We start from the raw sequence: 25,471 nt of genomic DNA, 5'->3' as shown, positions 1-25,471 counted from the left end.
GCTGACCGGATGGCGATGCGGCGGTCCGGTCGGCATCCTTGCGCGCGGGTGATTCAACAGCGCATTGCCCGCGTGTCACCTCATTTTCATAGTTCAACGCAAAGAATAGCGCGTGTGCGTCAGGGTGAACTGGCCGCTTGAAGCGCTGCGTCGAACTATGCGTGACAGGTCTTCGGTGCCGGTTCGCTTATTTAAATCGGTAGTGCAAAATAAACCGAGGGCATCGCATGACCAGAATCTTTACCGCTACGGCGTCGTCGAAAGGCTTCACTGTGAAGGCTTATACCGGTGACCGGTGCGTGATGCTCGCATTCGATTTGAGCGACCATCTGACCGACAAGCTCGCCGGCTTTGCGATTCGCCGCCGGCTTCAGGCGTCGGAAGACTGGACGTGGCTCGGCAACCGCCTGTCGTTCGACGGCGATTTCACGAAGCGGGCGGGCGATGACGAAGGCAAGTTCTTTCCGTCGAACGATGCGCCGTTCCAGAAGTTCTGGTGGCTGGATTTTCCCGCGGACGGAACCAGCGGCACATTCTGCTATGAAGTGGTCGTCAAGCGGTTCGTCGACGATCAGTCCGGCAAGCTGAGCGACGACCAGAGTGTGCAGCTGACGATCGACGTCGGCCCGTTCCAGGAAGGCAACATCGAGGTGGCGTTCACGCGCGGCTATCTGTCGTCGCAGGCGTATGCGGACAGGTTCAGGAATGAGCCCTATGCGCCCAAGGTGACGGCCGCGAACTGGGACTTCGATCCAGCGGATTACATCGCCAGATGGGAATGGCTGGGCGGTCATGCGCGCCAGACAATCGATGCCTTTCTGACCGAGGTGCACAACGAGGACGGCGCGACGATCGATGCGTTCGTGTATGACCTCAACGAACCGCAGATCATCGCTGCATTCGCGCTGCTTGCGCAGGCTGGCAAACTCAGGCTGCTCGCCGACAACTCGAAAGAACACGCGGACGGAACCGTCGCAGCGCTGGCGTTTGAAAAAATCCTCCGTTCGGCACCGCAGGCGCAGCAGCAGGAATGCTTCAGACGCGGCAAATTCAAACGCTTCCAGCACAACAAGATCCTGATCAAGCGCGATAAACACGGGAAGGCGGTCAAGGTGCTGACGGGTTCGACGAACTTCTCCATTACCGGCCTGTACGTGAACGCGAACCATGTGATCGTGTTCGACGATGCGGCGGTGGCCGCGCAGTACGAAGAGGCGTTCCAGACCGCGCTGAACGGCGAACTGTCCGCGCCGTTCTTCTACTCGAAAGAAATTTCGATGAAGGAGTTCACGATCAGCGAGCCGGGCATGCCGTCGCTCGTGTTCTCGTTTGCGCCGCACAAGGTGCCGGATGTCGGGCTGAAGCGGGTGTTGAACGCCATCGACGGCGCGGAGAGTTCCGTGATCTTCGCGGTGATGGACCTGAACGGCAAAGGCGAGGTGCTGAAGGCGCTGTCGCAGCTGCATGCCGACCGCAAGGTCTTCTCGTACGGCATTTCGGATTCGGTCGATCCCGACGACGACACGGTCAACGGTACGACCGTGTTTACGCCATCGTCCAAAGGCGGCGAACTGGTGTATTCGAAGGCGAATCCCGAGCGCTTTCCTGCGCCATTCTCAAGCGAACTGGAGGTGCACGGCGCGGCTTCGCACATCGTGCATCACAAGTTCGTGGTCGCCGATTTCAACGGGACCAACCCGGTCGTGTTCTGCGGTTCGTCGAATCTGTCGGAGGGCGGCGAAGAGAGTAACGCGGACAACCTGATCGCGATCTACGACCGGGCGATCGCCACCGCGTTCGCGATCGAAGGCATCCGTTTGATCGATCACTATGCGTTCGCGGAGGCGCTGAAAAAGGCTGGAAAGTCCGCACAGCCGCTGCGTCTCAAGCTCGACGGCGAGAAATGGTGGTCGAGGTATTACACGGCGAACGATATCCGCGAAAAGGAGCGGCAGCTGTTTGCGCGGTAGGCGCGTGTTGCCCTGCGATCACGCCGCCAGCAGTTCTCTCACACGGTGATAGAACATCCCGATCGCGAGTGCGGGCCTGCGCATTGCGGGCCCGCCTGGAAACCTCGCATGCCGCAGTTGCGCGAAGAGATCGAACGCGCCGCGCTCGCCGGCGATCGCACTGGCCACCACGCGCCCGGCGATTCCAGTCAGCGCGACGCCGTGCCCTGAAAATCCCTGCACGTAGTAGAAGTTCGGATCGATCGCGCCGAAGTCCGGCGTGCGGTTACGCGTGACGTCGACGAAGCCGCCCCATGCGTAGTCGGTCTTCACGTCCGCGAGTTGCGGGAACACCATGAGCATTCGCGCGCGGATATCGCCCGAGAGCTGGTCGGCCGATGCGCCGCTCGAACTCGCGCGTCCGCCGAACAGCACGCGATGGTCGGCGGACAGGCGGAAGTAGTCGAGAAAGAAGTTGTTGTCGCAGATCGCCTCGCGCTGCGCGATCAATGCATCGGCGCGCGCTTTGCCGAGCGGCTCGGTTGCGATGATGTACGACGCGATCGGCGCGATGCGCGCTTCGATGGAACGCGGCAGCACACCTTCAAGCGTTGCGTTGCCGCATGTCACCACGAAGCGGCAACGCACTTCACCCTTCGGCGTGCGCACCACCGGCCGCGCGCCGCGTTCGACCGACACCACCGGCGAATGGGCGAACAGCTGCGCGCCTTCCGCGCGCGCGGCGGCCGCGAGACCGAGGCAGTACTTGAGCGGATGCAGATGCCCCGAGCGTGCATCGTAGACACCCGCGAGATAGCGCTCGGACGCAATCCGCGTGCGGATCGCGTCGCGCTCGAGCCACGACAGATGCTGGTAGCCCCAACGTGTCGACGCGGCGTCCATCCACGCGCGCAGATCGGGCACGCGCTTGTCGCGCGTCGCGACGGTCAGATAGCCCTGCGTGAAATCGCAGTCGATGCCGTAGCGTTCGATGCGCTCGCGCACCAGCGTCACGCCATCTTCAGAGAGTGCCCACGCGGCGCGCGCACCTTCGGTGCCGAGCTGCCGTTCGAGTTCCTCGTCCTTCGCGAAGCCCGCGATCATCTGACCGCCGTTGCGGCCCGACGCGCCCCAGCCTGGCCGATGCGCGTCGAGCACGACGACGGAGAGCCCGCGTGCACGACATTCGAGCGCGACGGAGAGACCCGCGAAGCCCGCGCCGATCACGCAGACATCGGCCTCGAGCGTGCTGTCGAGCATCGGGTCGTCGTGCGTCGGGCGCGCGACGCTTGCTTCGTAGTAAGAGTGGCGCGCGAGTGCGTCGGCGCGCCGGTCGAGACTGTCGTTCGTCACAGCAGGTCCTTCATTCGATACCAGGCCATCGCGAGTACGAGGGCAGGGGTGCGCAGTGTAGCGCCGCCCGGGAAATCGCGGTGACGAATCTTGTCGAACAGGTCGAAGCGCGACGCCTGGCCGTCGATCGCCTCGGCGATCAGCTTGCCCGCGAGCCCGGTCGTATTGACGCCGTGCCCGGAGAAGCCCTGCGCGAAATAGACGGTGGGCGACAGCCGGCCGAAATGCGGCGCGCGGTTCATCGTGATGTCGACGAAGCCGCCCCATGCGTAGTCGATCTTCACGTCGGCGAGTTGCGGGAATGTCTTCAGCATGTCGCGCCGCATCGCGTCGGCGAGATTGCGCGGCGCGAACGTCGAATAGCTGACCTTGCCGCCCCACAGCAGCCGGCCATCGGGCGACGGCCTGAAATAGTCGAGCACGAAGCGCGAATCGCAGACTGCGGCCTGCGCGGGCATCAACGCTTTCGCGCGCGCTTCGCCGAGCGGCTCGGTTGCGATCACGTAGGTGCCGACCGGCATGATCTTGCGCGCGAGATCCGGCGCAAGCGGGCCGAGCCAGGTATTGCATGCGAGCACGACGAAGCGCGCTTTCACGCGGCCGCGTTCGGTTTCGATGACGTGCGCGCCGTTTTCCTCGCGCAGCGCCGTGACGCAGCTGTCTTCGAAGATGCGCGCGCCCGCTTCCACGGCAGCACGCGCGAGGCCGAGCGTGTAGTTGAGCGGATGCAGATGGCCGCTGTCCGGATCGTAAAGACCGCCAAGGTAGCGCGACGACTGTACGTAGCGCGGCAGGTCCTCTTCTTCGACATACCGGAAGCGGTTGTAGCCGAAGCGGTTTGCCGCTTCGTCCTGCCACTTCCGCAACGAAGCGACATCGCGCGGTTTGTTCGCGGCAGTCAGATAGCCGTCTGTGAGATCGCAGTCGATCCGATGCTTCGCCACGCGTTCGCGGACGATCGCGAGCGTTTCGAGTCCCATCGCCCACATGCGTTTCACGTCCGCTTCGGGCAGGTGCTTTGAAAATTCGTCGACGCCGCACGCGAAGCCGCCGATCATCTGGCCGCCGTTGCGCCCACTCGCGGCCCACCCGACTTTCGACGCTTCGAGCACGACGACGCGATGGCCGCGCTCGGCCAGATTGAGCGCGGCGGAGATGCCGGTGAGGCCCGCGCCGATCACGCACACGTCGGCGTCGAGCGATTCGTCGAGCGCGGGGTGGCGCGTGGTGTCGTTGACGGTGGCCGCGTAGTACGACGCGGCGTGCGGCTGGTTCGCGAAACGGAGCATAGGCAGTGTGCTGGTGCGAAGCACGGCGCTTCCGGAAGAACACGCCGCGCTTCGAGGGACTTCAGCTCAGGTGAGGTTAGAACGCGTAGATGAACTGCGTCGCGATGATGTCGTTCGACTTGCCGTACGAACCGTCGCTGCGCAGGAACGTGTCCTGGGTCGCCCAGTCGTGACGGTATTCGACCTTCACGGTGATCTGCTGGGTCGGATAGAACAGCAGGTCGAGCGCAACGTCCTGGTGCACCGCGCCCTTGCACTCGAAGCCGAGGCCGCCGTTCGCCTTCGAGTTCGCGAGACAGCTCGCGCCGATGCCGAAGCCGTCGTACGGGTCCATGCCGTTCGAGTTCAGCGCGATGCCGCCGCCACCGCCGCCGTTCTTCGTATCGGCGAGCACGTCGTAGCGCGCCGTCACGCCCATCCGGCCGAGGCCCGCGATGTTGAACTTGCGGTGCGCGAGGAACGACAGGCCGTACCACTGCGCCTGGCCGCCGTTGAACGCGGCGTTCTGCTGCTGGCCGTAGTCGACTTCGGCGTTGTACTGGATGTCCGCGAGCGTGTAGGACGCGTCGAGTTCGCCGAAGAAGAACGTGCCGAACGCGCTCGGCGCTGCGCCGCCCACACCGTACACCGGCACGGTGTTGCCGTTCGCGTCGGTCGTCGTGCCGGACGCCAGCGTCTGACGGCCGATGTTGAACGAACCGCCGATATCGAGCGCACTGGACTTCGTGTAGTCGAAGCGCGCGGTGAAGGTCGGGATCTTGTTGCTCTGCGTGATCGGGTCGCCGAGCGCGTTCGTGCCGGTCTGCACGACCGAACCGTAGGTGCGGTACTGCTCGTTCGCGAGCATGAACTTCCATGCCCAGCTGCTGCCGTCCGGCGAGTAGTTAAGGCCCACGCCCACGTAGCTGCCCGGATCCGAGAAGTCGTACAGCAGGCCGTGCGTCAGCGTCAGCATCTGGTTCGACTGCTGCACCTCGTAGCCGCCGAAGCTCGGCATCAGGCCGGCGACGAAGGTGGTGGTCGCCGTCAGCGGCACCGTGACCACCGCGGTGTTCAGGATGTTGTCGCTGATCGTGCCGTGCTCGTTCTGCAAGAGTGTGATGCCGTTGCCGCGGTTCGGCATCAGCGTGACTTCCGCCGATGGCGCCATCGGGCCTACGCCGAAGGTCTTCTTGATGTCGAGGTACAGGTCGCCGAACGAGCTGTTGAAGTAGTTGTACGAACTTTCGTGGTTGCCGAACAGGAACGACGACGAGCTGGCCGAGCGGTTATACAGATACGTCGGATCGATATAGCCGGTGACCGACAGCCCGGCGATCGGTCCGGTGGTGGCCGCGTCGTTCAGCGAATCGACCTTCAGCTGCTGGTTCGCGACCTGCTGCTTCAGCGCGGTCAGGTCGTCGTTCGAGATCGTCGCGGGCGCCTTGCCCCAGTCCGGCGACGACACGTCGACCGGCGCCGGCGCGGCCGCAACCGGCGCGGCGGCTGCCTGCGGCTTCGCCGCGACTTCCGCGCGCAGCTGCTTCACTTCCTTCTGCAGCGCGTTGAGCTGCGCCTGCAGCGCCTTGATCTGGTCGCTGGTCGCATCTGCCGACGCGAGTCCTGGTAGACATCCCGCTACCAGCACGCAGATGAGTTTCTTCTTCATGCACGTTCTCCTTGTTAGTCGTATTGCGAAGTCGGGGTCAGGCGCGGGCCGCGTCGAGCGAACGGCGCGCGACGGCGGCGGGGGCGGGCGCGGGTTCGGCATCCGCGGCGGCGAACGCCTGCTGCATGTCGCGGGTGCGTTTTCGTTCGCGCGCAGTCATCCATTGATTGACGGCGATCACGCCGATCGTCACCGCGCTGATGAAGATGGTGGCGAGCGCGTTCATCTCGGGGTTTAGGCCGAGCCGCACGCGCGAGAACACGACGAGCGGCAGCGTCGTCGAGCCAGGGCCCGACAGGAACGCGGACAGCACGAGGTCGTCGATCGACAGCGTGAACGACAGCAGCCAGCCGGACATCAGCGCCTGCGAGATCAGCGGCAGCGTGATCAGGAAAAACACCTTGAGCGGGGTCGCGCCCAGGTCGAGTGCGGCTTCTTCGAGCGAGCGGTTCAGCTCCTTCACGCGCGACTGCACGATGATCGCGACGTACGAAACGCACAGCATCACGTGGCCGATCCAGATCGTGAAGATGCCGCGACCCTTCGGCCAGCCGAGCATCTGTTCGAGCGCGACGAAGAGCAGCAGCAGCGAGATCCCCTGGATCACCTCGGGAATCACGAGCGGTGCGTTGATCATCCCGGTGAACAGCGTGAAGCCGCGAAAGCGGCCCATGCGCGCCAGCACGAAGCCCGCCCACGTGCCGATCACGACCGAAGCGCACGCGGTCATCAGGCCGATCTTCAGCGAGAGCCAGGCGGCGCCCAGCAGCTCGTCGTCCTGCAGCAGCGCGCCGTACCACTTCAGCGAAAAACCGGCCCACACGGTGACGAGCTTCGACTCGTTGAACGAGAACACCACGAGGCTCACGATCGGGATGTAAAGGAACAGGAATCCGAGCGTCAGCACGGTGGCGGACAGCGTCTTGTTCGGCTTGATCATTTCGCGCCCTCCAGTTCCTTGACCTGGTAGTACTGAAAGACGGCCATCGGCACGAGCAGCAGCAACACCATCGCGACGGTGACGGCGGACGCCATCGGCCAGTCCATGTCGTTGAAGAATTCGTCCCACATCACGCGGCCAATCATCAGCGTGTCCGCGCCGCCCAGCAGCTCAGGAATCACGTACTCGCCGACCGCGGGGATGAACACCAGCAGGCTGCCGGCGATGATCCCGTTCTTCGACAGCGGCAACGTGATGCGCGTGAACGCGGTCCACGGTTTCGCGCCGAGGTCGTACGCGGCTTCCAGCAGCGTCAGGTCCATCTTCACGAGGTGCGCGTACAGTGGCATCACCATGAATGGCAGGTACGAATAGACCATGCCGATATAGACGCCGATGTCGGTGTGGTACAGGCGGATGGGCTCGTGAATCAGCCCGATCGCCATCAACGTGTGATTGAGCAGACCGTCGTCTTTCAGGATGCCGATCCATGCATAGACGCGGATCAGGAACGACGTCCAGAACGGCAGCATCACGCCCATCATCAGCAGGTTGCGCGTGGCGGGCGCCGAGCGCGCGATGTAGTACGCGATCGGATAGCCGATCAGCAGGCAGAACGCCGTCGAGATCGCGGCCATCTTCAGCGAGCTGATGTAGGTCGCGATGTAGAGATCGTCCTGCAGCAGGAACGCGTAGTGGCCGAGATGGATCGCGAAGTTCACGACGCCGTCTTTCATCGTCATCAGCTGCGAGTACGGCGGAATGCCGAGTTGCAGTTCAGCAAAGCTGATCTTCAGCACCAGCACGAACGGCAGCGCGAAGAACAGCGTCAGCCAGATGAAGGGCACGCCGATCACGGTGGTGCGGCCGGACGGCAGCAGTTTCGCGAGGCGCTGCCTGATGCCCGCGAACGCGGGCGCGGCGCGCGGCGTATCGAGCGCCGCGGAGGGGAGCGGGGTATTCGTACTCATTGCGTCAGCACCACGCCGCTGGCGGGCGACCAGGAGACGAACACGTCGTCGTTATAGGAGGGCGCACCCTGCTGCATCAGGTGCGAGCTGGAGAGGTTCGACACGACCGTCTTGCCGCTCGGCAGGCGCACGTGATACAGCGAATAGCTGCCCATGTACGCGACATCCGACACGACGCCGCGCGCCCAGTTGTGTTTGCTGGTGGGCTTCTGCAGCGAGACCGACACCCGCTCCGGGCGCACCGAGATACCGACCGGCATGCCGAGCGGACCCGTGATGCCGTGGCTTACGTACATGCGCGCTTCGAGGTCCTCGCTCTCCACGAAAATATGGTCGGGTTCGTCCTCCACGACGAGGCCTTCGAACAGGTTGGTCGAGCCGATGAACTCTGCAGAGAAGCGGCTGTTCGGAAATTCGTACACCTGACTCGGCGTGCCGATCTGCACGATGCGGCCTTCGCTCATCACCGCGAGGCGCGACGCCATCGTCATCGCTTCTTCCTGATCGTGCGTGACCATCACGCAGGTCACGTCCACTTTTTCGATGATGTTGACGAGCTCCAGCTGCGTTTTCTGGCGGATCTTCTTGTCGAGCGCGGACATCGGCTCGTCGAGCAGCAGCAGCTTCGGACGCTTGACGAGCGAGCGCGCGAGCGCAACGCGCTGCTGCTGGCCGCCGGACAGCTGATGCGGCTTGCGCTGCGCATAGCGGCTCATCTGCACGAGGTTGAGCGCGTCGGCCACGCGCTCCTTGATCTCCTTCTTCGGTACGCCTTCCTGCTTGAGGCCGAACGCGACGTTCGCTTCCACCGTCATGTGCGGAAACAGCGCGTACGACTGGAACATCATGTTCACCGGGCGCCGGTATGGCGGCAGCGTCGCGAGATCTTCGCCGTCGACGAAGATGCGGCCCGACGTCGCGGTCTCGAGACCTGCGAGCATCCGCAGCAGCGTCGACTTGCCGCAACCCGAACTGCCGAGCAGCGCGAACAGCTCGTTCTTCTCGATCGTCAGGTTGACGTTGTCGACCGCGGTGCTTTCGCCAAACTTCTTCACGACGTTTTCGATGCGAACGAATTCGCGCGTATCGGAAGACTTCGTGACCGTGTTGCGCACCGTGTCGGCGGTGCGGCTTGAGGATGTCGAATTCATGGCTTTGACCATTCGTTGCAGATCGCGGGCACGAGCGCTCCCATACGAGGTGCGCAAGGCAACTCGCAGACAGGCTCCAGCGATCGGGGATACGGGACTGCGCGGTACTACGTGCGGGCAGGGATCGAGCGATCCCTGCGCCGCGAATCGTCGGCGTTCAGGGGATCCGGCAGCGCGGCCCGGATCAGGTCGTCACGGAAAGAAGGCTCGGTGGAAGACTCGGCAGAAGACTCAGTGGCCCGTCTTGAGCTGCGCCCACAGACGGTTTTCGAGCCGCAGGATGTCGGTCGGAACCGGCTTCATCAGCGTCATCTTGCTCAGCACCTCGTCCCCCGGGTAGACGGTCGGATCCTGAGAAACCGCGGGCGTCACGAACTGGCGCGCGGAGCGATTGGCGGTGGGGTAGAACACTTCGTTGGTGATCGCTGCGTTGACCTTCGGATCTTCGATGTAGTTGATCCACTTCATCGCGGCTTCAGGGTGCGGTGCATCCTTCGGGATAACCATCACGTCGAACCAGAGCAGGCCGCCTTCCTTCGCGTTGGCGAACTTCACCTGGTACGAACGCTTGGCCTCGGCGGCGCGGCGGCTCGCGATGCCGACGTCGCCGGACCACCCCAGCGCGACGCAGATGTCGTTGTTCGCGAGGTCGTTGATGTAGCCGGAGGAATTGAACTGCGTGATGTACGGGCGGACTTTCTTCAGCACTTCGAATGCAGCCTGGTAGTCGGCCGGGTTCGTGCTGTTCGGATCCTTGTGCATGTACTGCAGCGTCGCGGCGAACACGTCCACGGCCTGATCGAGGAACGACACGCCGCAGCCCTTCAGCTTCGACAAGTTCGCGGGGTCCAGCACGAGCGCCCAGCTGTCCACCGGCGCATTCGCGCCGAGCGCTTTCTGCACGGCTTCGACGTTGTAGCCGATGCCGTCGGTGCCGTACGCCCACGGCACGCCGTACTGGTTGCCCGGATCGGCGTCGGCGATCATCTTCATCAGCACGGGGTCGAGGTTCGACAGGTTCGGCAGCTCGGCCTTGTTGAGTTTCTGGTACACGCCCGCCTGGATCTGCTTGGCCATGTAGTTCGACGTCGGCACGACGATGTCGTAACCCGAGCTGCCCGCAAGCAGCTTCGCCTGGAGCGTGTCATCGCTGTCGTAGTTGTCGTACTTGACGTGAATGCTGGTCTGCTTCTCGAAGTTCGGGATGGTGTCCTTCGCAATGTAGTCGGACCAGTTGTACACGTTCAGCTCGGTGTCCGCGGCGAGCGCGGGGGTAACCGGCAGTACGGTGAGCAGCGCGGCGGTGGCCAGCGTTCCGGCAACCGAGGCCGCTACGATCGTATGACGAAGATGACTGACGCTCATGGTGGTTTTTCCCCTGGGAGATGAATTTCCAGCCGGCGCTCGTGATTCAGGTTGTGCGCGCCGGCCGGAAGGGTCGGACGTTACGAATGGCCGAGTTGCTGGGCGGTCGCATCAATGGCGTGCTTCGCCTTCGACACGATCTCGTCGATTTCCTGTCTGCTGACCACGAGCGGCGGCGACAGAAGCATCCGGTCGCCGGTCGCGCGCATGATCAGGTTGCCGCTGAAGCAGAAGTCGCGGCAGATCGTGCCGACGTCGCCGCCGTTCGCGAAACGCTGGCGGCGCTGCGGATCCTGCGCGAGCTGCAGACCCGCGACGAGCCCCGTGCCGGCGATCTCGCCGACGATCGGATGGCCTTCGAAGGTTTCGCGCAGACGCTGCTGGAAATACGGCCCCGTGTCGGCTTTCACGCGTTCGACGATGCCCCCGTCGCGCAGCAGCTTCAGGTTCGCCACTGCGACCGCCGCGGCCACCGGATGGCCGGAGTAGGTGAGGCCGTGATTGAATTCGCCGTTCTCGACGATCGCTTTCGCGATGCGGTCGTGGATCGCGACGGCGCCCATCGGCACGTAGCCGCTCGTCAAGCCCTTCGCGAGCGTCAGCAGATCGGGCTCGAAGCCGAAGTGCTGATGCGCAAACCATTCGCCGGTGCGTCCGAAGCCGCCGATCACTTCATCGGCGACGAGCAGCACGTCGTACTTGCGGCAGATGCGCTGGATTTCCGGCCAGTAGGTTGACGGCGGGAAGATCACGCCGCCCGCGCCCTGGAACGGCTCGCCGATGAACGCGGCCACGTTGTCCGCGCCGAGTTCGAGAATCTTCGCTTCCAGTTGCTGTGCGCGCGCGAGGCCGAATTCTTCGGATGTGAGGTCGCCGCCGGCTTCGCCGAAAAAATACGGCTGGTCGATGTGCACGATGTGCTCAACCTTCGACGGCATCTGCTCGTGCATGTAACCCATGCCGCCGAGCGTGCCGCCTGCGATCGTCGAACCGTGATAGCCGTTGCGGCGCGAGATCACGTATTTCTTCGCCGGCTGTTTCTGCGTGAGCCAGTACTGATGCACGATGCGCAGCACCGTGTCGTTGCCTTCCGAACCGCTGTTGCAGTAGAAGAAGTGGTTGAACGGCGCGGGCGCGATCTCGGCGAGCAGCGCCGACAGTTCGATGACCGGCGGATGCGTGGTCTTGAAGAACGTGTTGTAGAACGGCAGTTCCTGCATCTGGCGATACGCGGCATCCGCGAGTTCCTTGCGGCCGTAACCGATGTTCACGCACCACAGCCCCGCCATGCCGTCGATGATCTGGTTGCCTTCCGAGTCCCACAGATACACGCCCTCGGCCTTCACGATCACGCGGCTGCCTGCGCGGTTCAGCGCGCCCATGTCCGAGAACGGATGGATGTGGTGCGCGGCGTCGAGCGCGCGATATTCGGCGGTACTGCGGGCGGTACTGCGCGCGGCCTGTGCCTGTGCCGCGGCCGGCTGGATGAATGCGGCTTCCTGTCTGTAACTCATGTTGCCTCCGTGTTTTGCCTGCTTTTCGTCGTCTCGAGGTGCGGCTCGCTCAGACGTGCAGCAGCAGGTGTTTGCGTTCCCACGAGCTGATCACGCGGAAAAACGCTTCGTATTCGGTTTCCTTCAGCGCGAGGTAGGCCTTGATGAACGGCTCGCCGAGAATTTCCGCGAGCGGGTCGCATGCGCCCATCAGCGTGAGTCCTTCCTCGAGATTGCGCGGCAGCTGATACGGCAGGTCGTAGCCGTCGCTCGTGAGCGGTTCGGTCGGCTTGAGGCGCTGCTGCATGCCGATATAGCCGGCCGCGAGCGTCGCCGCGATCGCGAGATACGGATTGCAGTCCACGCCCGGAATGCGGTTCTCGATACGGCGTGCGGCCGGTCCCGAGTGCGGAATGCGGAAGCCGACCGTGCGGTTGTCGTAGCCCCACTGCACGTTGATCGGCGCGGCCATGAAGCGCGACAGGCGGCGGTACGAATTGATGTACGGCGCGAAGATCGGCATCAGCGCGGGGGTGTATTTCTGCAGGCCCGCAAGGAAGCCGTAGAACATCTCGGTCGGTTTGCCGTCGCTGCCGGTGAAGAGGTTGTGGCCGGTCTCTTCATCCACGATGCTCTGGTGCACGTGCATCGCGGAGCCGGGTTCGTTCTCCATCGGCTTCGCCATGAAGGTCGCGTACATGTGGTGACGCAGCGCGGCTTCGCGCACCGTGCGCTTGAACAGGAACACGCGGTCGGCGAGATTGAGCGGATCGCCGTGCATGAAGTTGATCTCCATCTGCGCGGCGCCCACTTCGTGAATCAGCGTGTCGACCTCGAGTTCCTGAATTTCGCAGTACTCGTAGATGTCTTCGAAGAGTGGATCGAACTCGTTCACCGCTTCGATCGAGTATGCCTGGCGGCCGGTTTCCGCTCGGCCGGTGCGGCCGATCGGCGGTTGCAGCGGCAGGTCCGGGTCCTTGTTCATGTCGACCAGATAGAACTCGAGCTCCGGCGCGACCACGGGCTTCCAGCCTTTCGCCCGGTACAGCTCGAGCACGCGGCGCAGCACGCGGCGCGGCGAGATCGCGACCGGCGTGCCGTCGAAGTGCACGCAGTCGTGGATCACCTGGGCGGTCGGGTCGACGGCCCACGGAATGATGCGGATCGTCGAGGCATCCGGCACGCACACCATGTCGGGATCGGTGACGCCGGTGAGCGAGCCGTCTTCGGGATAGTCGCCGGTGACGGTCTGGATCATCACCGCCTGCGGCAGACGCATCGACTCGCCCAGTTCGAACTTGCTGCGCGGAATGATCTTGCCGCGCGCAATGCCGGCCATGTCGGGGATGATCGCTTCGATCTCGGTGATGCGATGCTTCTTCAGAAATTCATCGATGTCGTGCATGTTGATTCTCTCGTTATGTGCGAGGCGGGCTCAACCCTGCGCCGCGGCAGCGCCGGCAACAGGGGAGCCCACCCGGGTTCGCATCCGTTCGCGACATGCCGCGCCGAACGCACGGAAGATCGCGACCGATAGCGGATCGGATGCGTGTTTCCATTCGGGATGCCACTGCACGCCCAGCGCGAACGCGCGTGCATCCCTGACACTGACGGCTTCGATCAGGCCATCCGGCGCGACCGCTTCGGCAACGAAGTTATCGGCGAGCCGCGCAATGCCCTGGCCGTGCAGCGAATTCACGTGCGCCACCTCCGCTACGCCATTCGCCGTTGCAACGCGATGCAGCAGGCCGCCCGCGGTGAGGCGGATGGTGTGTGACGGACCGTACTGCGCATCGAGCGGATCCGCCTTGTCTTCGCGGTGATCGGCGAGACCGTCCACTTCATGCACGCGTTGATGCAGCGAGCCGCCGAACGCGACGTTCAGCTCCTGGAAGCCGCGGCAGATCGCGAGCACCGGCACGCCGTGTTCGATCGCGGCGGCGAGCAGCGGCAGCGTCGTCGCGTCGCGGTCGGCGTCGTGCAGCGTGCCGGGTTCGCTCGGCTCGCCGCCATAGCGGTGCGGCTCCACGTTCGAATAGCTGCCGGTGAAGAGCAGACCATCGACCGCGGCGAGCAGGTCGCTCGCGTGCTGACGCTCGCCCAGCGCGGGCACCAGCAGCGCGAGCGCATGCGCGCCGTCCACTACCGCGGCGATGTACTTCTCGCCGGTGACGTGCGACGGATGGGCTCCGATCATCGTACGGTCGGCAGTCACACCGACGATTGGCTTCATTTGCATACCTAACGAATGGCTGACAGTCACGGAAAGACGGCTATCGCGATACGACGGCTGCATCGGATGGCGGTAACGTGGTTCGTTTTGACCGGACGCGAGTTCGCCCGCAGCGCTGCGTTCGGGAACGCCGCTGGGATGAGCGGGGCCGGTCGGGCTGGCCCGTCGCGACGTCAGCGGATTGCGCCGCGTGTCGCGATGAGCCATGCGGTCCGGATTGGTTCGATGCGCGGCATTGGCGGCAGGCGGCGTATGCGCGGCGCGTTTGTGACGCGGCGATACACGCGCCGTGACGAGTTACGCCAGCGCGAACAGTCGGTCCAGACCGGGAAGGGAAAGGCGCTACGGAAGCAGCGAGGCGACTTCATCCGTGTGCACGGCGATGAACGCACGGGCACACACGACGTTATGACGCCGCACTGAACGGCGGGACAGGATGGTGAAAACGGACAGGAAGCGGCGGAACGCAAGCTCGCCGCTGCTGCCGATGGCGGCGGCCCGGTCAGCGCGAAGACACCTCGCTGGCTGACTACGATCCCACCTGACCAAAGGGCCTCGGACTCTCACGATGACACTCGACTGGCGACGTTGTTGAAAGTTTTGAACACCCTGTTCATTGAACGCCGGGGCGTTTAAAGAATCAGGGCATCCGGTAGTCGCTTCTGCGTTTCGCGAATCGGGTTTCCAGACTGCCGGCACACCCGATGACGAATGCATGACGACGACCTGTGTTTCAGGATATACGAGCCAATATGGCCGTCAAATGTTTTTTCGAGACAGTGTGCCTAGGGGTTTCCCTGAGCACTGAAATGGTTCATTCGACGCTGCGGTGGCGTTTGACATTTGAATTCAGGAATCGCCGATACGGGTTTCCCCCAAGAGCCGCGCCATTAAAGTGATTAGAATATTCAACATGCACGCGGCCCTGCGTGTACCCCTTCACTACCTGCTCCTGCCCGGGAGAGCACCGCGATGTCCATCGAAGTAGCGACCCGCCTGCAATACATCCGCAAGAAGCATGGCCTGTCGCAACGTGAACTGGCGAAACGCGCCGGCGTGACCAACGGCACGATTTCGCTGATCGAGCAGAACCGCGTGAGCCCGTCGGTGGGTTCGCTGAAGAAACTGCTCGAATGCATACCGATGAGTCTCGCGGAATTCTTCACGTTCGAGATCGAGGAAAACCGCACGGTCGTTTCGCGCCGCGCCGACATGCCGAATCTCGGCAACGATCGCGTGGAGTTCTACCTGGTCGGCTCGGGCACGAAGGATCGCAACATGAGCATTCTGCGCGAGGTGTACCAGCCGCTTGCCGATACGGGCGGCGACATGCTCGAGCATTCGGGGCACGAGGGCGGCGTCGTGGTGAGCGGACAACTCGAACTCACGGTGGACGGCACCACGTGGCTGCTCGACCCCGGGGACGGCTATTACTTCGAAAGCCGCCTGCCGCATCGCTTCCGCAATCCCAGCGCGGAAAGCGTGTGCGAGGTGGTGTCGGCGAATTCTCCGCCGAGCTTCTGAACTCACTCGCAGTCGAAGCAGTTCGCGCTGCTTCGAAACCGGAACATTGAGGCATCCTATGGAAAAGAAAACCTTCTCCGACTGGCAGCAACTTGCAGTACAACTGAAGATCGAAGGCCGCGCGTTCATCGACGGCACGTATCGCGATGCGGCTTCGGGTCGCCGCTTCGACTGCGTGAGCCCGATCGATGGAAAGGTGCTCGCCGCGATCGCCGACTGCGGCGAAGCGGACGTCGATGCGGCGGTGGCGGCCGCGCGCCGCGCGTTTGACGCCCAGGTGTGGGCCGGCCTGAATCCGCGCAAGCGCAAGGCGATCCTGCTGCGCTGGGCGGCGCTGATGCGCGAGCATCTCGACGAACTGTCGCTGCTGGAAACGCTCGACGCAGGCAAGCCGATCGGCGACACCACCACCGTCGATGTGCCGGGCGCCGCGTACTGCGTCGAATGGTTCGCCGAAGCGATCGACAAAACAGGTGGGGAAGTGGTGCCCGCCGATCATCACCTGGTCGGTCTCGTCACGCGCGAACCGATCGGCGTGGTCGCCGCGGTGGTGCCGTGGAATTTCCCGATCCTGATGGCGTCGTGGAAATTCGGTCCGGCGCTCGCTGCGGGCAATAGTGTCGTGCTGAAGCCGTCGGAGAAGTCGCCGCTCACCGCGATCCGGGTCGCGCAGCTCGCGCATGAAGCTGGCATTCCCGCAGGCGTGTTCAACGTCGTGCCGGGCGGCGGCGAGCCGGGCAAGCTGCTCGCGCTGCATCGCGACGTGGACTGCATCGCGTTCACCGGCTCCGCCAACGTCGGCAAGCTGATCATGCAGTACGCGGGGCAATCGAACCTGAAGCGCGTGTGGCTCGAACTGGGCGGCAAGTCGCCGAACATCGTGATGCCGGATTGTCCCGACCTCGATCGCGCGGCGAATGCGGCGGCGAGCGCGATCTTCTACAACATGGGCGAGATGTGCACGGCGGGTTCGCGGCTGCTCGTGCATCGCGACATCAAGGACGCGTTTCTCGAGCGGCTCGTCGCGGCGGCGCACGCTTACACGCCGGGCCATCCGCTGGATCCACACACGTCGATGGGCGCGATCGTCGATCAGACGCAGCTTGACCGCGTGCTCGGCTATATCGAGTCGGGCAGGAGCGAAGCGAAGCTGCTGCTGGGCGGCGCGCGCGTGAATGCGATCGACGGCGGCTTCTATGTCGAGCCGACGATTTTCGACGCGGGTGATGGGTCGGCACGCATTGCGCGCGAGGAGATCTTCGGGCCGGTGCTGTCGGTGATCACGTTCGATTCGGTGGATGAGGCGGTGAGCATTGCGAACGCCAGCGAATATGGCCTCGCCGCCGCGGTCTGGACTGCGAACCTGACCACTGCGCACGACGTGGCGCGCAGGCTGCGCGCGGGTACCGTGTGGGTGAACTGCTACGACGAGGGCGGCGACATGAACTTCCCGTTCGGCGGCTACAAACAGTCGGGCAATGGCCGCGACAAGTCGCTGCACGCGCTCGAGAAGTACACGGAACTGAAGTCGACGCTCGTGCGGCTGCGGTAATTGCGATCAGCCGAGATCAGGCGCGATCAGTCACAAAGGGACCGGCCGTGCGCGCGAGCATCAAAAGCGCGCACGGCATGCAGGCGTTACAGCGAAGTTTTACCAGCGGTGATACCCGTAGCCGCCATGGTAGTAGCCCCATTCGCGCTGGTTGTACCAGCGGCGGCCATCCCAGTAGCGGCCGCTATGCCAGCCGATCGTGATCACCGGAGCGGCCACCGGCACCACGGCAACCGGGGCGGGTGCGTACGCAACGACGGGCGGCGGCGGGGGCGGCGGTGCGTAGACCGGAGCCGGCGCCACGTACACCGGCGCGGGAATGCCGAGATTGAAGCCCACCGAGACCCCAGCCATCGCAGCCTGCGATGCGACCAGGACCGTTGCCCCGAGGCCCAGGGCTGCGATTACTTTGCTTTTCATTTTGAGCTCCGTCGTCGAATGAAGTTGACGGTTCCCAATGTAGCGACTGGCTTCGCGCGCTGAGTTACAAGAGTGCAACAATCTTGTCTGCTGAAATGGAAGACGCCCGTGCGACGGGGCCTCGCGATTGCATTTTTACGGATCAGGGCGTTTGGTATTACTGGCGCGTCGCGCGCAGGCGACGTCACGCGTCGCGCGAGGGGTCGTTGTCGCCCGGTTCGTACGGATGATCTGGTTCGGCGGCGGCGCCGTTCGTGCCTCGGCCGTTGCCGTTCCCGTGGCCATCGCTGTTTTCGTGCTGGATGCGGCCGAGCTTCTCCATGATGCCCGCAACGCGTTCGCCGAGGTAATCGCCCGACGCGCCTTCCATCGCGCGGTTCATTTCGCTCTCGACCAGCACCATGCCGAGCGGACGCACCTGCCAGATCGTGTCGACGAGCGCCGGTACGTCGTCGGGCGGCGGCAGTTCGCCGGCTTCGTAGCGGTCGAGCTGGCGCACGACCAGGTCGACGAGCACCTTCGCGATCGCGTTGAAATGCGGACGTGCGGAGCGTACCGCGTCGAGCAGGTCGGCCGCGGGAATGCCGGCGCGCGCCATCGTCGCGCCCGCCGACAACGCGGTCGGGCTGTTCGCGACGAACGAAAGCCCGTCGCGTTCGAGCAGGCCGAGTTCGATGGCCTTCGCGAGCATCGACGGCGACGCGCGGCCGCCGAACAGCTTCGCGAGTTCCGGCAGCGAATAGCGGTGTGGCCGTTCGTGCGACCACGGGCTGCCGATCGCGCTTTCGAGGCCGAGGATCGAGCGCAGGTCGTGGCCTTCGTCGATCGCCTTGATCAGGTCCTGGATGTTCGCGAGGGTGTAGCCGCGTTTGAGCAGATGATTGATCAGCTTCAGACGCGACACGTGCGTGTCGTCGTAGACGCCCACGCGGCCGCGTTTTTCCGGCGGCGCGAGGAGCCCGCGGTCCTGGTACGCGCGCACGTTGCGCACGGTGGTATTCGTGACGCGCGCGAGTTCGTCGACGGTGTACTCGTTGCGGGACTCGTGCGCGCCCGGCGCCGTATCGGCCGTTGCGCGCATGGGCGCGGGCGGCGGAGCTGAGGAAGGCGTACGGGAGATTTTCGGCATCCGACGATTTTAGCGCGGCAGGTGACCCGCCACGCATCACACGGTTCGATTTGCCTGGCAGTGTCGCGCGAAGCGTTGGGCGCCGATTGTGCGGAACGCCACTTAGCGGCGTTCCGCGAAGTCGGTTCAGCGGCGTGGGCTTAGCGGTTTGAGCTCAGCGGTGCGGGTTCAGCAGTCGTGCGGCGGCTCGTTCGCGCCGCTGCCGAGCGTGCGCTGCATCAGCGTGGTGTCGAGCCAGCGCCCATGTTTGAAGCCGACCGCGCGCAGCGTGCCCACCAGCTCGAAGCCCGCGTCGCGGTGCAGCGACAGCGAGCCGCCGCTGCCGTTGTCGGCGATCACGGCGATCATCTGCCGCCATGGCCCGCTCTCGCAGCGCTCGATCAGCGCGCGCAGCAGCAGTCTGCCGAGGCCGCGCCCGCGATACGCGTGGCCGATGTAGATCGAGTCTTCGATCGAATGACGGTACGCGGCCCGCGGACGATACGGCGTCGCATAGCAGTAGCCGGCGACCACGCCGTCCAGTTCCGCGACCAGATACGGCAGGCCGTGCGAGCGCACGCTCGCGAGCCGGTTGCGCATGTCGTCGACGTGAGGCGGCGTCTCCTCGAACGAAGCGACGCCCGTCAGTACGTGCTCGGCGTAGATGGACTGGATGGCGGGCACGTCGCTGTCGGTGGCGTCGCGCAGGACGGCCTGGGTGGAGGAGGTCAGAGTGCTGCTGCCGGGTGTGTCGAAGCTCATGGTGTGGAGATGGATCGAAGTGCGGGGCGCATGAAGTCGCGCACGAAAACGTCTAGATGACACCATCACTATGCCCGCATGACGCGGGCTTCGGCTAGTCCGACAAAAATGCCGGCGCGGTGCGCTGCCTGCCGCAGTTCACGTCCTGTCACGGCGATGTTGTATATCCTTGTGGCTGCTCTTTCACCACCACGAGGACCAACACATGCGATCTGCATTGGCTGTCATTACGCTTGCACTGGCTACGGCTGCGACGGGAGCCTGGGCCCAGAGTTCCGCACCGGCTGCCGCGTCCGCTCCCGCCTCCGGCGCGAGCGCGCCGCGCGACAGTCATGTCGAGGCGCGCATCACCGCCCTGCATTCGCAGTTGAAGATCACGAAGGACGAAGAGGACCAGTGGGCGAAGGTCGCCGACGCGATGCGCGACAACGCCCGCACCATGCATGACCTGTTCGAGGCGCGTAGCAGCAACGTCGGCCACGAGACGGCGATCGACAACCTGAAGTCGTGGGGCGACATCGCGCAGGCGCACGCCGATGGCAACAAGGCGCTGATCGCGGCCTTCCAGCCGCTGTACGACAGCATGCCGGACGCGCAGAAGAAGATCGCGGACCAGGTGTTCCGCGGCGCCAGCGCGCCGCATCGCGCGCGCAAGCCGTCGTCGGGCGAGTGAGCCGTTGCACCGTCAAAGGGTTGCCGCACCGCACGTAATGCGCGGTTGTGCGGGTTGCACGCGCCGGTAGTCGCGGCAACTTCGCGCGGTGACTTCATCTCGATCGGTTACGACGGATTCCGGAGCCTCCCATGAAACGACGCCTTGCGGCAGTCTCGTTGTCCGGCGCGCTCGCTTTGGTCGCGCTGGCCGCCAGTCCCGTTGCGAACGCGCGGGTCGACCTCAGCATCAATCTCGGCCTGCCCGGCCTTGCCGTCGCACCGCCGCCGCCGGTGGTGTACGCGCCGCCGGGCAACTACGGGCCGCCGCCGCCCGTCGTCTACAACGGCTACTACGGGCCGGGCTGGAATCACCCGCACTATCGCCGGCCGCCTCCGCGCCCGCCGATGCACCGGCCGCCGCCGGGACGCGGGCCGGGCCCGGGCGGTCGGCCCCACTGAGCGCGGGTCGGTCGGCTGCATAGTGGTTTGACGCGCGTCGTACGGACGGGTCCGTGCGACGTGCGTTGTGTGCTTTTCATTTGCACGTGCCGACATGCCTCCGCATTCGCGCAGCGGATTCGCAAAATTTTGTGCCTTCCCGCGTCGCGCGATTTACGGGATACCCACGCTTCTATACTCGCCTGCCTCGGCGAAACGCATCCCTCGATGCCTCGCCGCTTCCAGAGCGAGTCGATGAGCATCAACCTGATTCAGACCGTCCGTTCGGCCTTGCCCGACGGCGTCAAGCAACAACTGTCCGCGCATTTCGGTCTCACGCCCGAGGCCACCGAGCGCATCGTCGGCGCGAGTCTGGCGCCGCTCGTCGCCGCGCTGATGAGCCGCGCTACGTCCGTCGACGGCTCGCGCTCGCTGTTCACCTCCATCCTGACGCCCGAGGTCAACGCGCATATCGCGGACGAACTGCCGCGTCTGCTCGCTACGGCGCCCGGCGTGTCGCAGATCGCGATGAGCGGGCGGCGGCTGCTCGAACAGGCGATCGGCCGGCGCGTGGACAGCCTCAGCGAGACGGTTGCCGCGCAGGCCGGCACGCCGCTGTACGCCACCTATGCGTTCACCGGCATTCTCGGCGCGGTGGTGCTCGGGCTGATGAAACGCCATCTGCTGTCCACGCACGGCGGCGTCGCGCAGTTGCCTACGTTGCTCGGCCATCAGTTGACCGCCATCGGCGCGCAGCTGAAGGACGGCCCGATGCTGTCGCTGGGACTCGGCGCGGCAGCGCCCTTCGTCGGTCACATCATGCAGCAGTTGATCGCGGTGTCGTCGCAGCTGGCGGCGCCTGCGGTTGCGGCGGATGCCGCGGAGCCTGCAGTGCCGGTGGCGCCGGTCGCACCGCCCGCTTTGCCCGTGCTCGATACGCCGCTTGCCGCGCCCGCCGGGGCGACGCCCGTGCAGACGCTCGGGGTCGAACCGGCCACGCCGCGTGTTTCCGCTGCGGAAGAAGCACGCGGCGCTCATCCGTTCGCGTGGGTCTGGTGGCTGCTCGCTTTGCTGGCGTTGATCGCCGCTGCGCTGGCATTCATGCCGGAGCGCGATCGCAACAGCCTGATCGGGGTGGGTGGCGCGCAGGGTGGCGCTGCAGCCAGCACGGTCGCGGCAGCAAGTAGCGCCGCACCGTCGTCGGGCGCTGCCGGGACGCAAGCCGCGCAGGCGGCGCGTTCGGACGATGCGTCGGCCGTGGCTGCGCCGGCGAGCGCGGTTGGCCCGACGCAAGCAGGCGCCGGGCAGACGACGGACCCGTCGGCTCCGCATGCTCGCGTTCGGTGGTCGTCCCAGTCAGGTGCGAGCGCAGTCGTCCCGGCGAGTGCGCCGCGGGCAGTAGTCGCGTCCGATGCAACCGCGGCTTCAGCGGCTCCAGCAGCTTCCGCTTCGAACGATATCGCGCCGCGGGCGAGTGGCCAGGCCGATACGCCCGCACCCGTGGCAACGCTGCTGCGCTCGTTCCGCGACGCGATCGACGCGTTGCTCGCGCCGGGCGCGTCGTGCGAAACCGCCGTCATCACGCGGGTGATGAACATGGCGCCGGTCCGGTTCGCGTCCGAGGACGCGCAGGTCTCCAAACCGGCGTCGGCGGCGCTGCAACAGTCGGCGCGCGTGCTGAACGCGTGCGTGAAGAAGTTCGCGCCGGCACGCATCGAGATTGCCGGTTACTCGGACAACGCCGGCTCCGCGGCGACGAGCCTCGCACTGTCGAAGGCGCGCGCGAACGCCGTGCGCGGCGTGCTGATCGATGCGGGCGTACCGGCGTCGACGTTGTTCGCGCGCGGCTACGGCCAGCTGCGTCCGGTCGCGCCGAACGACACGGAGCTGGGGCGCAGCCAGAACCGCCGCGTCGAGTTCGTGCCGGAGCGCGACTGACGCGCGCAGCGACCTGCGCGCCCAGCCTTTACTTCCCGCACAGCAGCAGCACGCGCTCCTGGTCGGTGCAGTTCGGCTTAGGCTTGGCCGGATCGTCGGTGGTGGTCGCCGTGGTGGCGGCCGCCGTCGTGTGATGCGCGAAGCACGCCTTCATGCGCGCCTCCATCGGCTTGTAGTACTGCCAGTCCTTGCCGAGGCTCGGCAGTTCGGGCTTCACTTCCTTCCACTTCGGGTGCCCGTGCTGCTGCAGCATGTCGAAGTTCGAGCACAGCGAATCCGCGAAGCGGTCCAGATTGCCGACGGTATCGCGCAGGTTGTAGTCGTAGGTCACGAGGAACGCCTTCACCGTCAGCGTCGGCACATCCTGCTTCAGCCAGTTCGGGTAGCTGCTGGTGCGGATCGTGGCCGGGAAGTAGGTCTGCTTCGCGCGCGCGGTTTCGGGCGCGGTCGGGTCGAGTTTCAGGAAGCGGATCTGCGCGAGCAGGTCGGGATTCATGTCGGTGAAGAGCTTCGCCGGCTGGCCGGCCACCACGATCGCCACGTCGATCTTGCGCACGATCAGCGCGGCCAGCGCATCTTCGTTGCTCAGGTGCTGGGCGTTCTCATCCGGAATCTGCTGACCGAACATCAGCCGGTAGAGCGTCGTGGCGGACTGCGCAGTGCCGCTGCCGATCAGCCCGACGCTGATCGTCTTGCCCTTGATCTCGTTGATCGTCTGCATCGGCGAGTCGTTACGTATGACGAAATAAATCTCCTCGTCGTAGAGCGGCATGATCAGACGCAGCGGACGGATGATCTGGCCGGCCTCCGAGTTGCCGTTCTTCGCCATGTCGAGATAGGCCTGGTACACGTCCGACTGCACGAGCGCCAGCTTCACGCCGGGGGCATAGCGCAATTGCTGCACGTTTTCCGCGGACCCCTTCGACGCGAGCACATCGAGATCGATGCCCGCCGGCGCCGCGACGTATTTCGCGAGGTCGGCGCCGATCTGGATATACGTGCCGCGTTCCGGGCCGGTCACGATCTTGTAGTGCGCGTCTCCGGCATAAGCCGCCGGCAGCGACAGCAGCACACCCAGCAGGCCTGTCAAAGCCGTCAGTTTGATTCTCAGCATGGCGCACCTGTTCGTCTGTCTGGTTATGGGCGAGCGCTCGCCGCGAGGTCGAGGCCCGACTAGCGAATCCGAATAAGGTGGGCGCGCCGGCAAGCATGGCTTCCGGCTGGGTCGTTGTCGCCGCCGCGGCTGCCGCTGCCGCGATCGGCGTAGTTATTGTGATCGTCGTGGTGCCCGCGACGCTGGCGGTCGCGGCGCGCCGGTCTATCTCAATGCGTCTTCGCGGCGCTGTTGCCTAGCACGGCGCCGGCGTCCGGCGGCAGCGGCGGATTGCGCCAGCCGGATGCTTCGATCGCGCGCTCCGCCGCTTCGACGTTGGTCGTGTCGGTGGTAGCCGCGGTCTGCTGCGCGGGCGCGGCGGAGGTCGCCGGCTTCGCAGACGAGTTCGACCAACCCGACGCGAGAATCGCCTGCTCGAGCAGCGCCTGCGAAATGCGGTTGCTTGAATCTGCCGCGAGCGCTTCCTGCGCGTTGTTACGCACGCAGCCCCACAGCTGGTCTTTCGCGCACGCGATCGCCACCTGCATCGCGGCATCGCGGCGTTGCTGATGCTGCACCAGCTGTTGCTGCAGTGCGCGTGCGTCGGCGTTGTCCGGCTGGGTTGCGAAGATGTCGTCGAGCGCGGCCTTCAGCGCGACGAGGTTCGCACTCTGCAGATCGGCGCGGGCCGCCTGCAGGTCGCTCGCCACGTCACCGGGATGCAGCGCGGGCGCGGGTACGGTCACGAGCGGCGCTGCATTATCGTTCGACGAATGCGTCGCGGCCGGCGCGGTCGCATAGTCGACGGCGTTCGCATTGCCGGACGTGCGTGCTTCGATCGCGCCGTTGATGCTGCTCGACGCCGACGGTGAATCGTTTGCGCTCGAGTGGTCGCGATCGATGAAGACGGCGTACACGGCCAGCGCCAGCGAAGCCAGCAGCAACACGAGCAGCAGGCCCTTCGTGATCATCCAGCGGGCGGCCACATACCAGAGCGGCATGGGCGCGTCGAGCGGCGGCATGGGTGCGTCCGGCGACACAAGAACCGGGGCCGGCGGAACCACAAGCGCGGGCGCCGGCGCCGGCGCAGTGTCCGGATCCGCTTCGGGCGGGTAGTGGAGATGGATCGGATGCGTATTCATGCTGGCCTCATGTGGTTTTTCCACGCCTCAGTGCGGACAGAAGTCGAAGTGTTCATACAGCATGCTGCCGCAGCGCCTGCATGGTGCCGGAGGTTCATCTCGGCGACGTGTGCTCTGGGTGGACATGGCGGCTTCCACCAGACTAGCGATGCATCACCGGTATGTTTCGGACCACGATGTAGTCCGTCTCACCCGTGCAACTGATAATACGCCAGCCAAATCCCAATGGGTCTGAGCGCCAGGCCACATAACCGGCGAAGTTTTGCTTGCTTATCGAGGCATGCGTTGCAGCCGCGCACCGTCAGCGAAAAGTGGGCCACGGTACAGCGGAAGAACGATTCGCGATGCGCGTTTTTATAGTGCGGGGAAGCGTGTCGGGAAGCGCGATGCCGGCGAATGGTCGGAGGAAAGCGACGCGTGAAACGCGTCTTCGGCATACGAAGGAAAC

General features: G+C 64.9%; 22 protein-coding genes. 6 read left to right on the top strand and 16 right to left on the bottom strand.

Annotated features, from left to right (window positions below):
* Nucleotides 1-227: 227 nt before the first annotated feature.
* Nucleotides 228-1,970 (top strand): phospholipase D-like domain-containing protein, encoded by a 1,743-nt coding sequence (locus tag DVS29_RS09990; RefSeq protein WP_118180286.1) that lies wholly within the window; start codon nt 228-230, stop codon nt 1,968-1,970.
* Between the two features lie 18 nt (nt 1,971-1,988).
* Here the strand turns inward: DVS29_RS09990 and DVS29_RS09985 are convergent, their stop codons facing one another.
* From DVS29_RS09985 to DVS29_RS37800, 11 genes are all read right to left on the bottom strand, one after another.
* Complete coding sequence (locus DVS29_RS09985) at nt 1,989-3,302, bottom strand: NAD(P)/FAD-dependent oxidoreductase (protein ID WP_118180285.1); 1,314 nt, start codon at nt 3,300-3,302, stop codon at nt 1,989-1,991.
* A complete protein-coding gene (locus DVS29_RS09980; protein ID WP_118180284.1) occupies nt 3,299-4,591 on the bottom strand; it encodes an NAD(P)/FAD-dependent oxidoreductase in 1,293 nt (430 codons plus the stop codon). The genes DVS29_RS09985 and DVS29_RS09980 overlap by 4 nt, the downstream gene beginning before the upstream one ends.
* Before the next feature lie 76 nt (nt 4,592-4,667).
* On the bottom strand, nt 4,668-6,239 hold the full coding sequence (locus tag DVS29_RS09975) for a DUF3138 family protein (RefSeq protein ID WP_118180283.1): 1,572 nt from the start codon (nt 6,237-6,239) through the stop codon (nt 4,668-4,670).
* Between the two features lie 37 nt (nt 6,240-6,276).
* A complete protein-coding gene (locus DVS29_RS09970) occupies nt 6,277-7,179 on the bottom strand; it encodes an ABC transporter permease subunit (RefSeq protein WP_118180282.1) in 903 nt (300 codons plus the stop codon).
* The gene (locus tag DVS29_RS09965) at nt 7,176-8,150 is read right to left on the bottom strand and encodes an ABC transporter permease subunit (RefSeq protein ID WP_118180281.1); all 975 of its coding nucleotides are present in this window, start codon (nt 8,148-8,150) and stop codon (nt 7,176-7,178) included. Before DVS29_RS09965 ends, DVS29_RS09970 begins: the two co-directional genes overlap by 4 nt.
* On the bottom strand, nt 8,147-9,301 hold the full coding sequence (locus DVS29_RS09960) for an ABC transporter ATP-binding protein (protein WP_118180280.1): 1,155 nt from the start codon (nt 9,299-9,301) through the stop codon (nt 8,147-8,149). Before DVS29_RS09960 ends, DVS29_RS09965 begins: the two co-directional genes overlap by 4 nt.
* A gap of 231 nt (nt 9,302-9,532) precedes the next feature.
* On the bottom strand, nt 9,533-10,666 hold the full coding sequence (locus DVS29_RS09955) for a polyamine ABC transporter substrate-binding protein (RefSeq protein ID WP_118180279.1): 1,134 nt from the start codon (nt 10,664-10,666) through the stop codon (nt 9,533-9,535).
* Between the two features lie 80 nt (nt 10,667-10,746).
* On the bottom strand, nt 10,747-12,180 hold the full coding sequence (locus tag DVS29_RS09950) for an aspartate aminotransferase family protein (protein WP_118180278.1): 1,434 nt from the start codon (nt 12,178-12,180) through the stop codon (nt 10,747-10,749).
* Between the two features lie 49 nt (nt 12,181-12,229).
* Nucleotides 12,230-13,564 (bottom strand): glutamine synthetase family protein, encoded by a 1,335-nt coding sequence (locus DVS29_RS09945; protein WP_118180277.1) that lies wholly within the window; start codon nt 13,562-13,564, stop codon nt 12,230-12,232.
* A gap of 30 nt (nt 13,565-13,594) precedes the next feature.
* Nucleotides 13,595-14,398, bottom strand: coding sequence for a gamma-glutamyl-gamma-aminobutyrate hydrolase family protein (locus DVS29_RS09940; RefSeq protein ID WP_205962424.1), 804 nt, complete (start codon nt 14,396-14,398; stop codon nt 13,595-13,597).
* A gap of 336 nt (nt 14,399-14,734) precedes the next feature.
* Nucleotides 14,735-14,941 carry a hypothetical protein gene (locus tag DVS29_RS37800; protein ID WP_118180275.1) on the bottom strand — a complete coding sequence of 69 codons (207 nt, stop codon included), beginning with the start codon at nt 14,939-14,941 and terminating at the stop codon, nt 14,735-14,737.
* Between the two features lie 423 nt (nt 14,942-15,364).
* Between DVS29_RS37800 and DVS29_RS09930 the strand changes: the two genes are divergently transcribed.
* Entirely contained in the window at nt 15,365-15,916 is a 552-nt protein-coding gene (locus DVS29_RS09930; protein ID WP_118180274.1) for a cupin domain-containing protein, read from the top strand.
* Nucleotides 15,917-15,974: 58 nt separating this feature from the next.
* Nucleotides 15,975-17,468 carry an aldehyde dehydrogenase gene (locus tag DVS29_RS09925; protein ID WP_118180273.1) on the top strand — a complete coding sequence of 498 codons (1,494 nt, stop codon included), beginning with the start codon at nt 15,975-15,977 and terminating at the stop codon, nt 17,466-17,468.
* A 99-nt stretch (nt 17,469-17,567) separates the two neighbouring features.
* Here the strand turns inward: DVS29_RS09925 and DVS29_RS09920 are convergent, their stop codons facing one another.
* From DVS29_RS09920 to DVS29_RS09910, 3 genes are all read right to left on the bottom strand, one after another.
* A complete protein-coding gene (locus DVS29_RS09920) occupies nt 17,568-17,888 on the bottom strand; it encodes a hypothetical protein (RefSeq protein WP_118180272.1) in 321 nt (106 codons plus the stop codon).
* 184 nt (nt 17,889-18,072) lie between these two features.
* Nucleotides 18,073-18,969, bottom strand: coding sequence for a MerR family transcriptional regulator (locus DVS29_RS09915; protein ID WP_118180271.1), 897 nt, complete (start codon nt 18,967-18,969; stop codon nt 18,073-18,075).
* 216 nt (nt 18,970-19,185) lie between these two features.
* Nucleotides 19,186-19,758: a GNAT family N-acetyltransferase gene (locus tag DVS29_RS09910; RefSeq protein WP_118180270.1), complete on the bottom strand. Its 573-nt coding sequence runs from the start codon at nt 19,756-19,758 to the stop codon at nt 19,186-19,188.
* 205 nt (nt 19,759-19,963) lie between these two features.
* Between DVS29_RS09910 and DVS29_RS09905 the strand changes: the two genes are divergently transcribed.
* From DVS29_RS09905 to DVS29_RS09895, 3 genes are all read left to right on the top strand, one after another.
* Nucleotides 19,964-20,431 (top strand): Spy/CpxP family protein refolding chaperone, encoded by a 468-nt coding sequence (locus DVS29_RS09905; protein ID WP_118180269.1) that lies wholly within the window; start codon nt 19,964-19,966, stop codon nt 20,429-20,431.
* A gap of 131 nt (nt 20,432-20,562) precedes the next feature.
* Complete coding sequence (locus DVS29_RS09900) at nt 20,563-20,871, top strand: hypothetical protein (protein WP_118180268.1); 309 nt, start codon at nt 20,563-20,565, stop codon at nt 20,869-20,871.
* A 234-nt stretch (nt 20,872-21,105) separates the two neighbouring features.
* The gene (locus DVS29_RS09895; RefSeq protein ID WP_164707887.1) at nt 21,106-22,788 is read left to right on the top strand and encodes an OmpA family protein; all 1,683 of its coding nucleotides are present in this window, start codon (nt 21,106-21,108) and stop codon (nt 22,786-22,788) included.
* 28 nt (nt 22,789-22,816) lie between these two features.
* Here the strand turns inward: DVS29_RS09895 and DVS29_RS09890 are convergent, their stop codons facing one another.
* Together DVS29_RS09890 and DVS29_RS09885 are read right to left on the bottom strand one after the other, a co-directional pair.
* A complete protein-coding gene (locus DVS29_RS09890; RefSeq protein ID WP_118180266.1) occupies nt 22,817-23,902 on the bottom strand; it encodes a TAXI family TRAP transporter solute-binding subunit in 1,086 nt (361 codons plus the stop codon).
* A gap of 209 nt (nt 23,903-24,111) precedes the next feature.
* A complete protein-coding gene (locus DVS29_RS09885; protein WP_118180265.1) occupies nt 24,112-25,023 on the bottom strand; it encodes a hypothetical protein in 912 nt (303 codons plus the stop codon).
* Nucleotides 25,024-25,471 lie beyond the last annotated feature (448 nt).

This window comes from Paraburkholderia phosphatilytica (genome assembly GCF_003443895.1).
GTDB classification, from domain to species: Bacteria; Pseudomonadota; Gammaproteobacteria; order Burkholderiales; family Burkholderiaceae; genus Paraburkholderia; species Paraburkholderia phosphatilytica.
The sequence above is the reverse complement of the archived record's forward strand: the minus strand, read 5'-3'. Positions and strand labels throughout refer to the sequence as shown.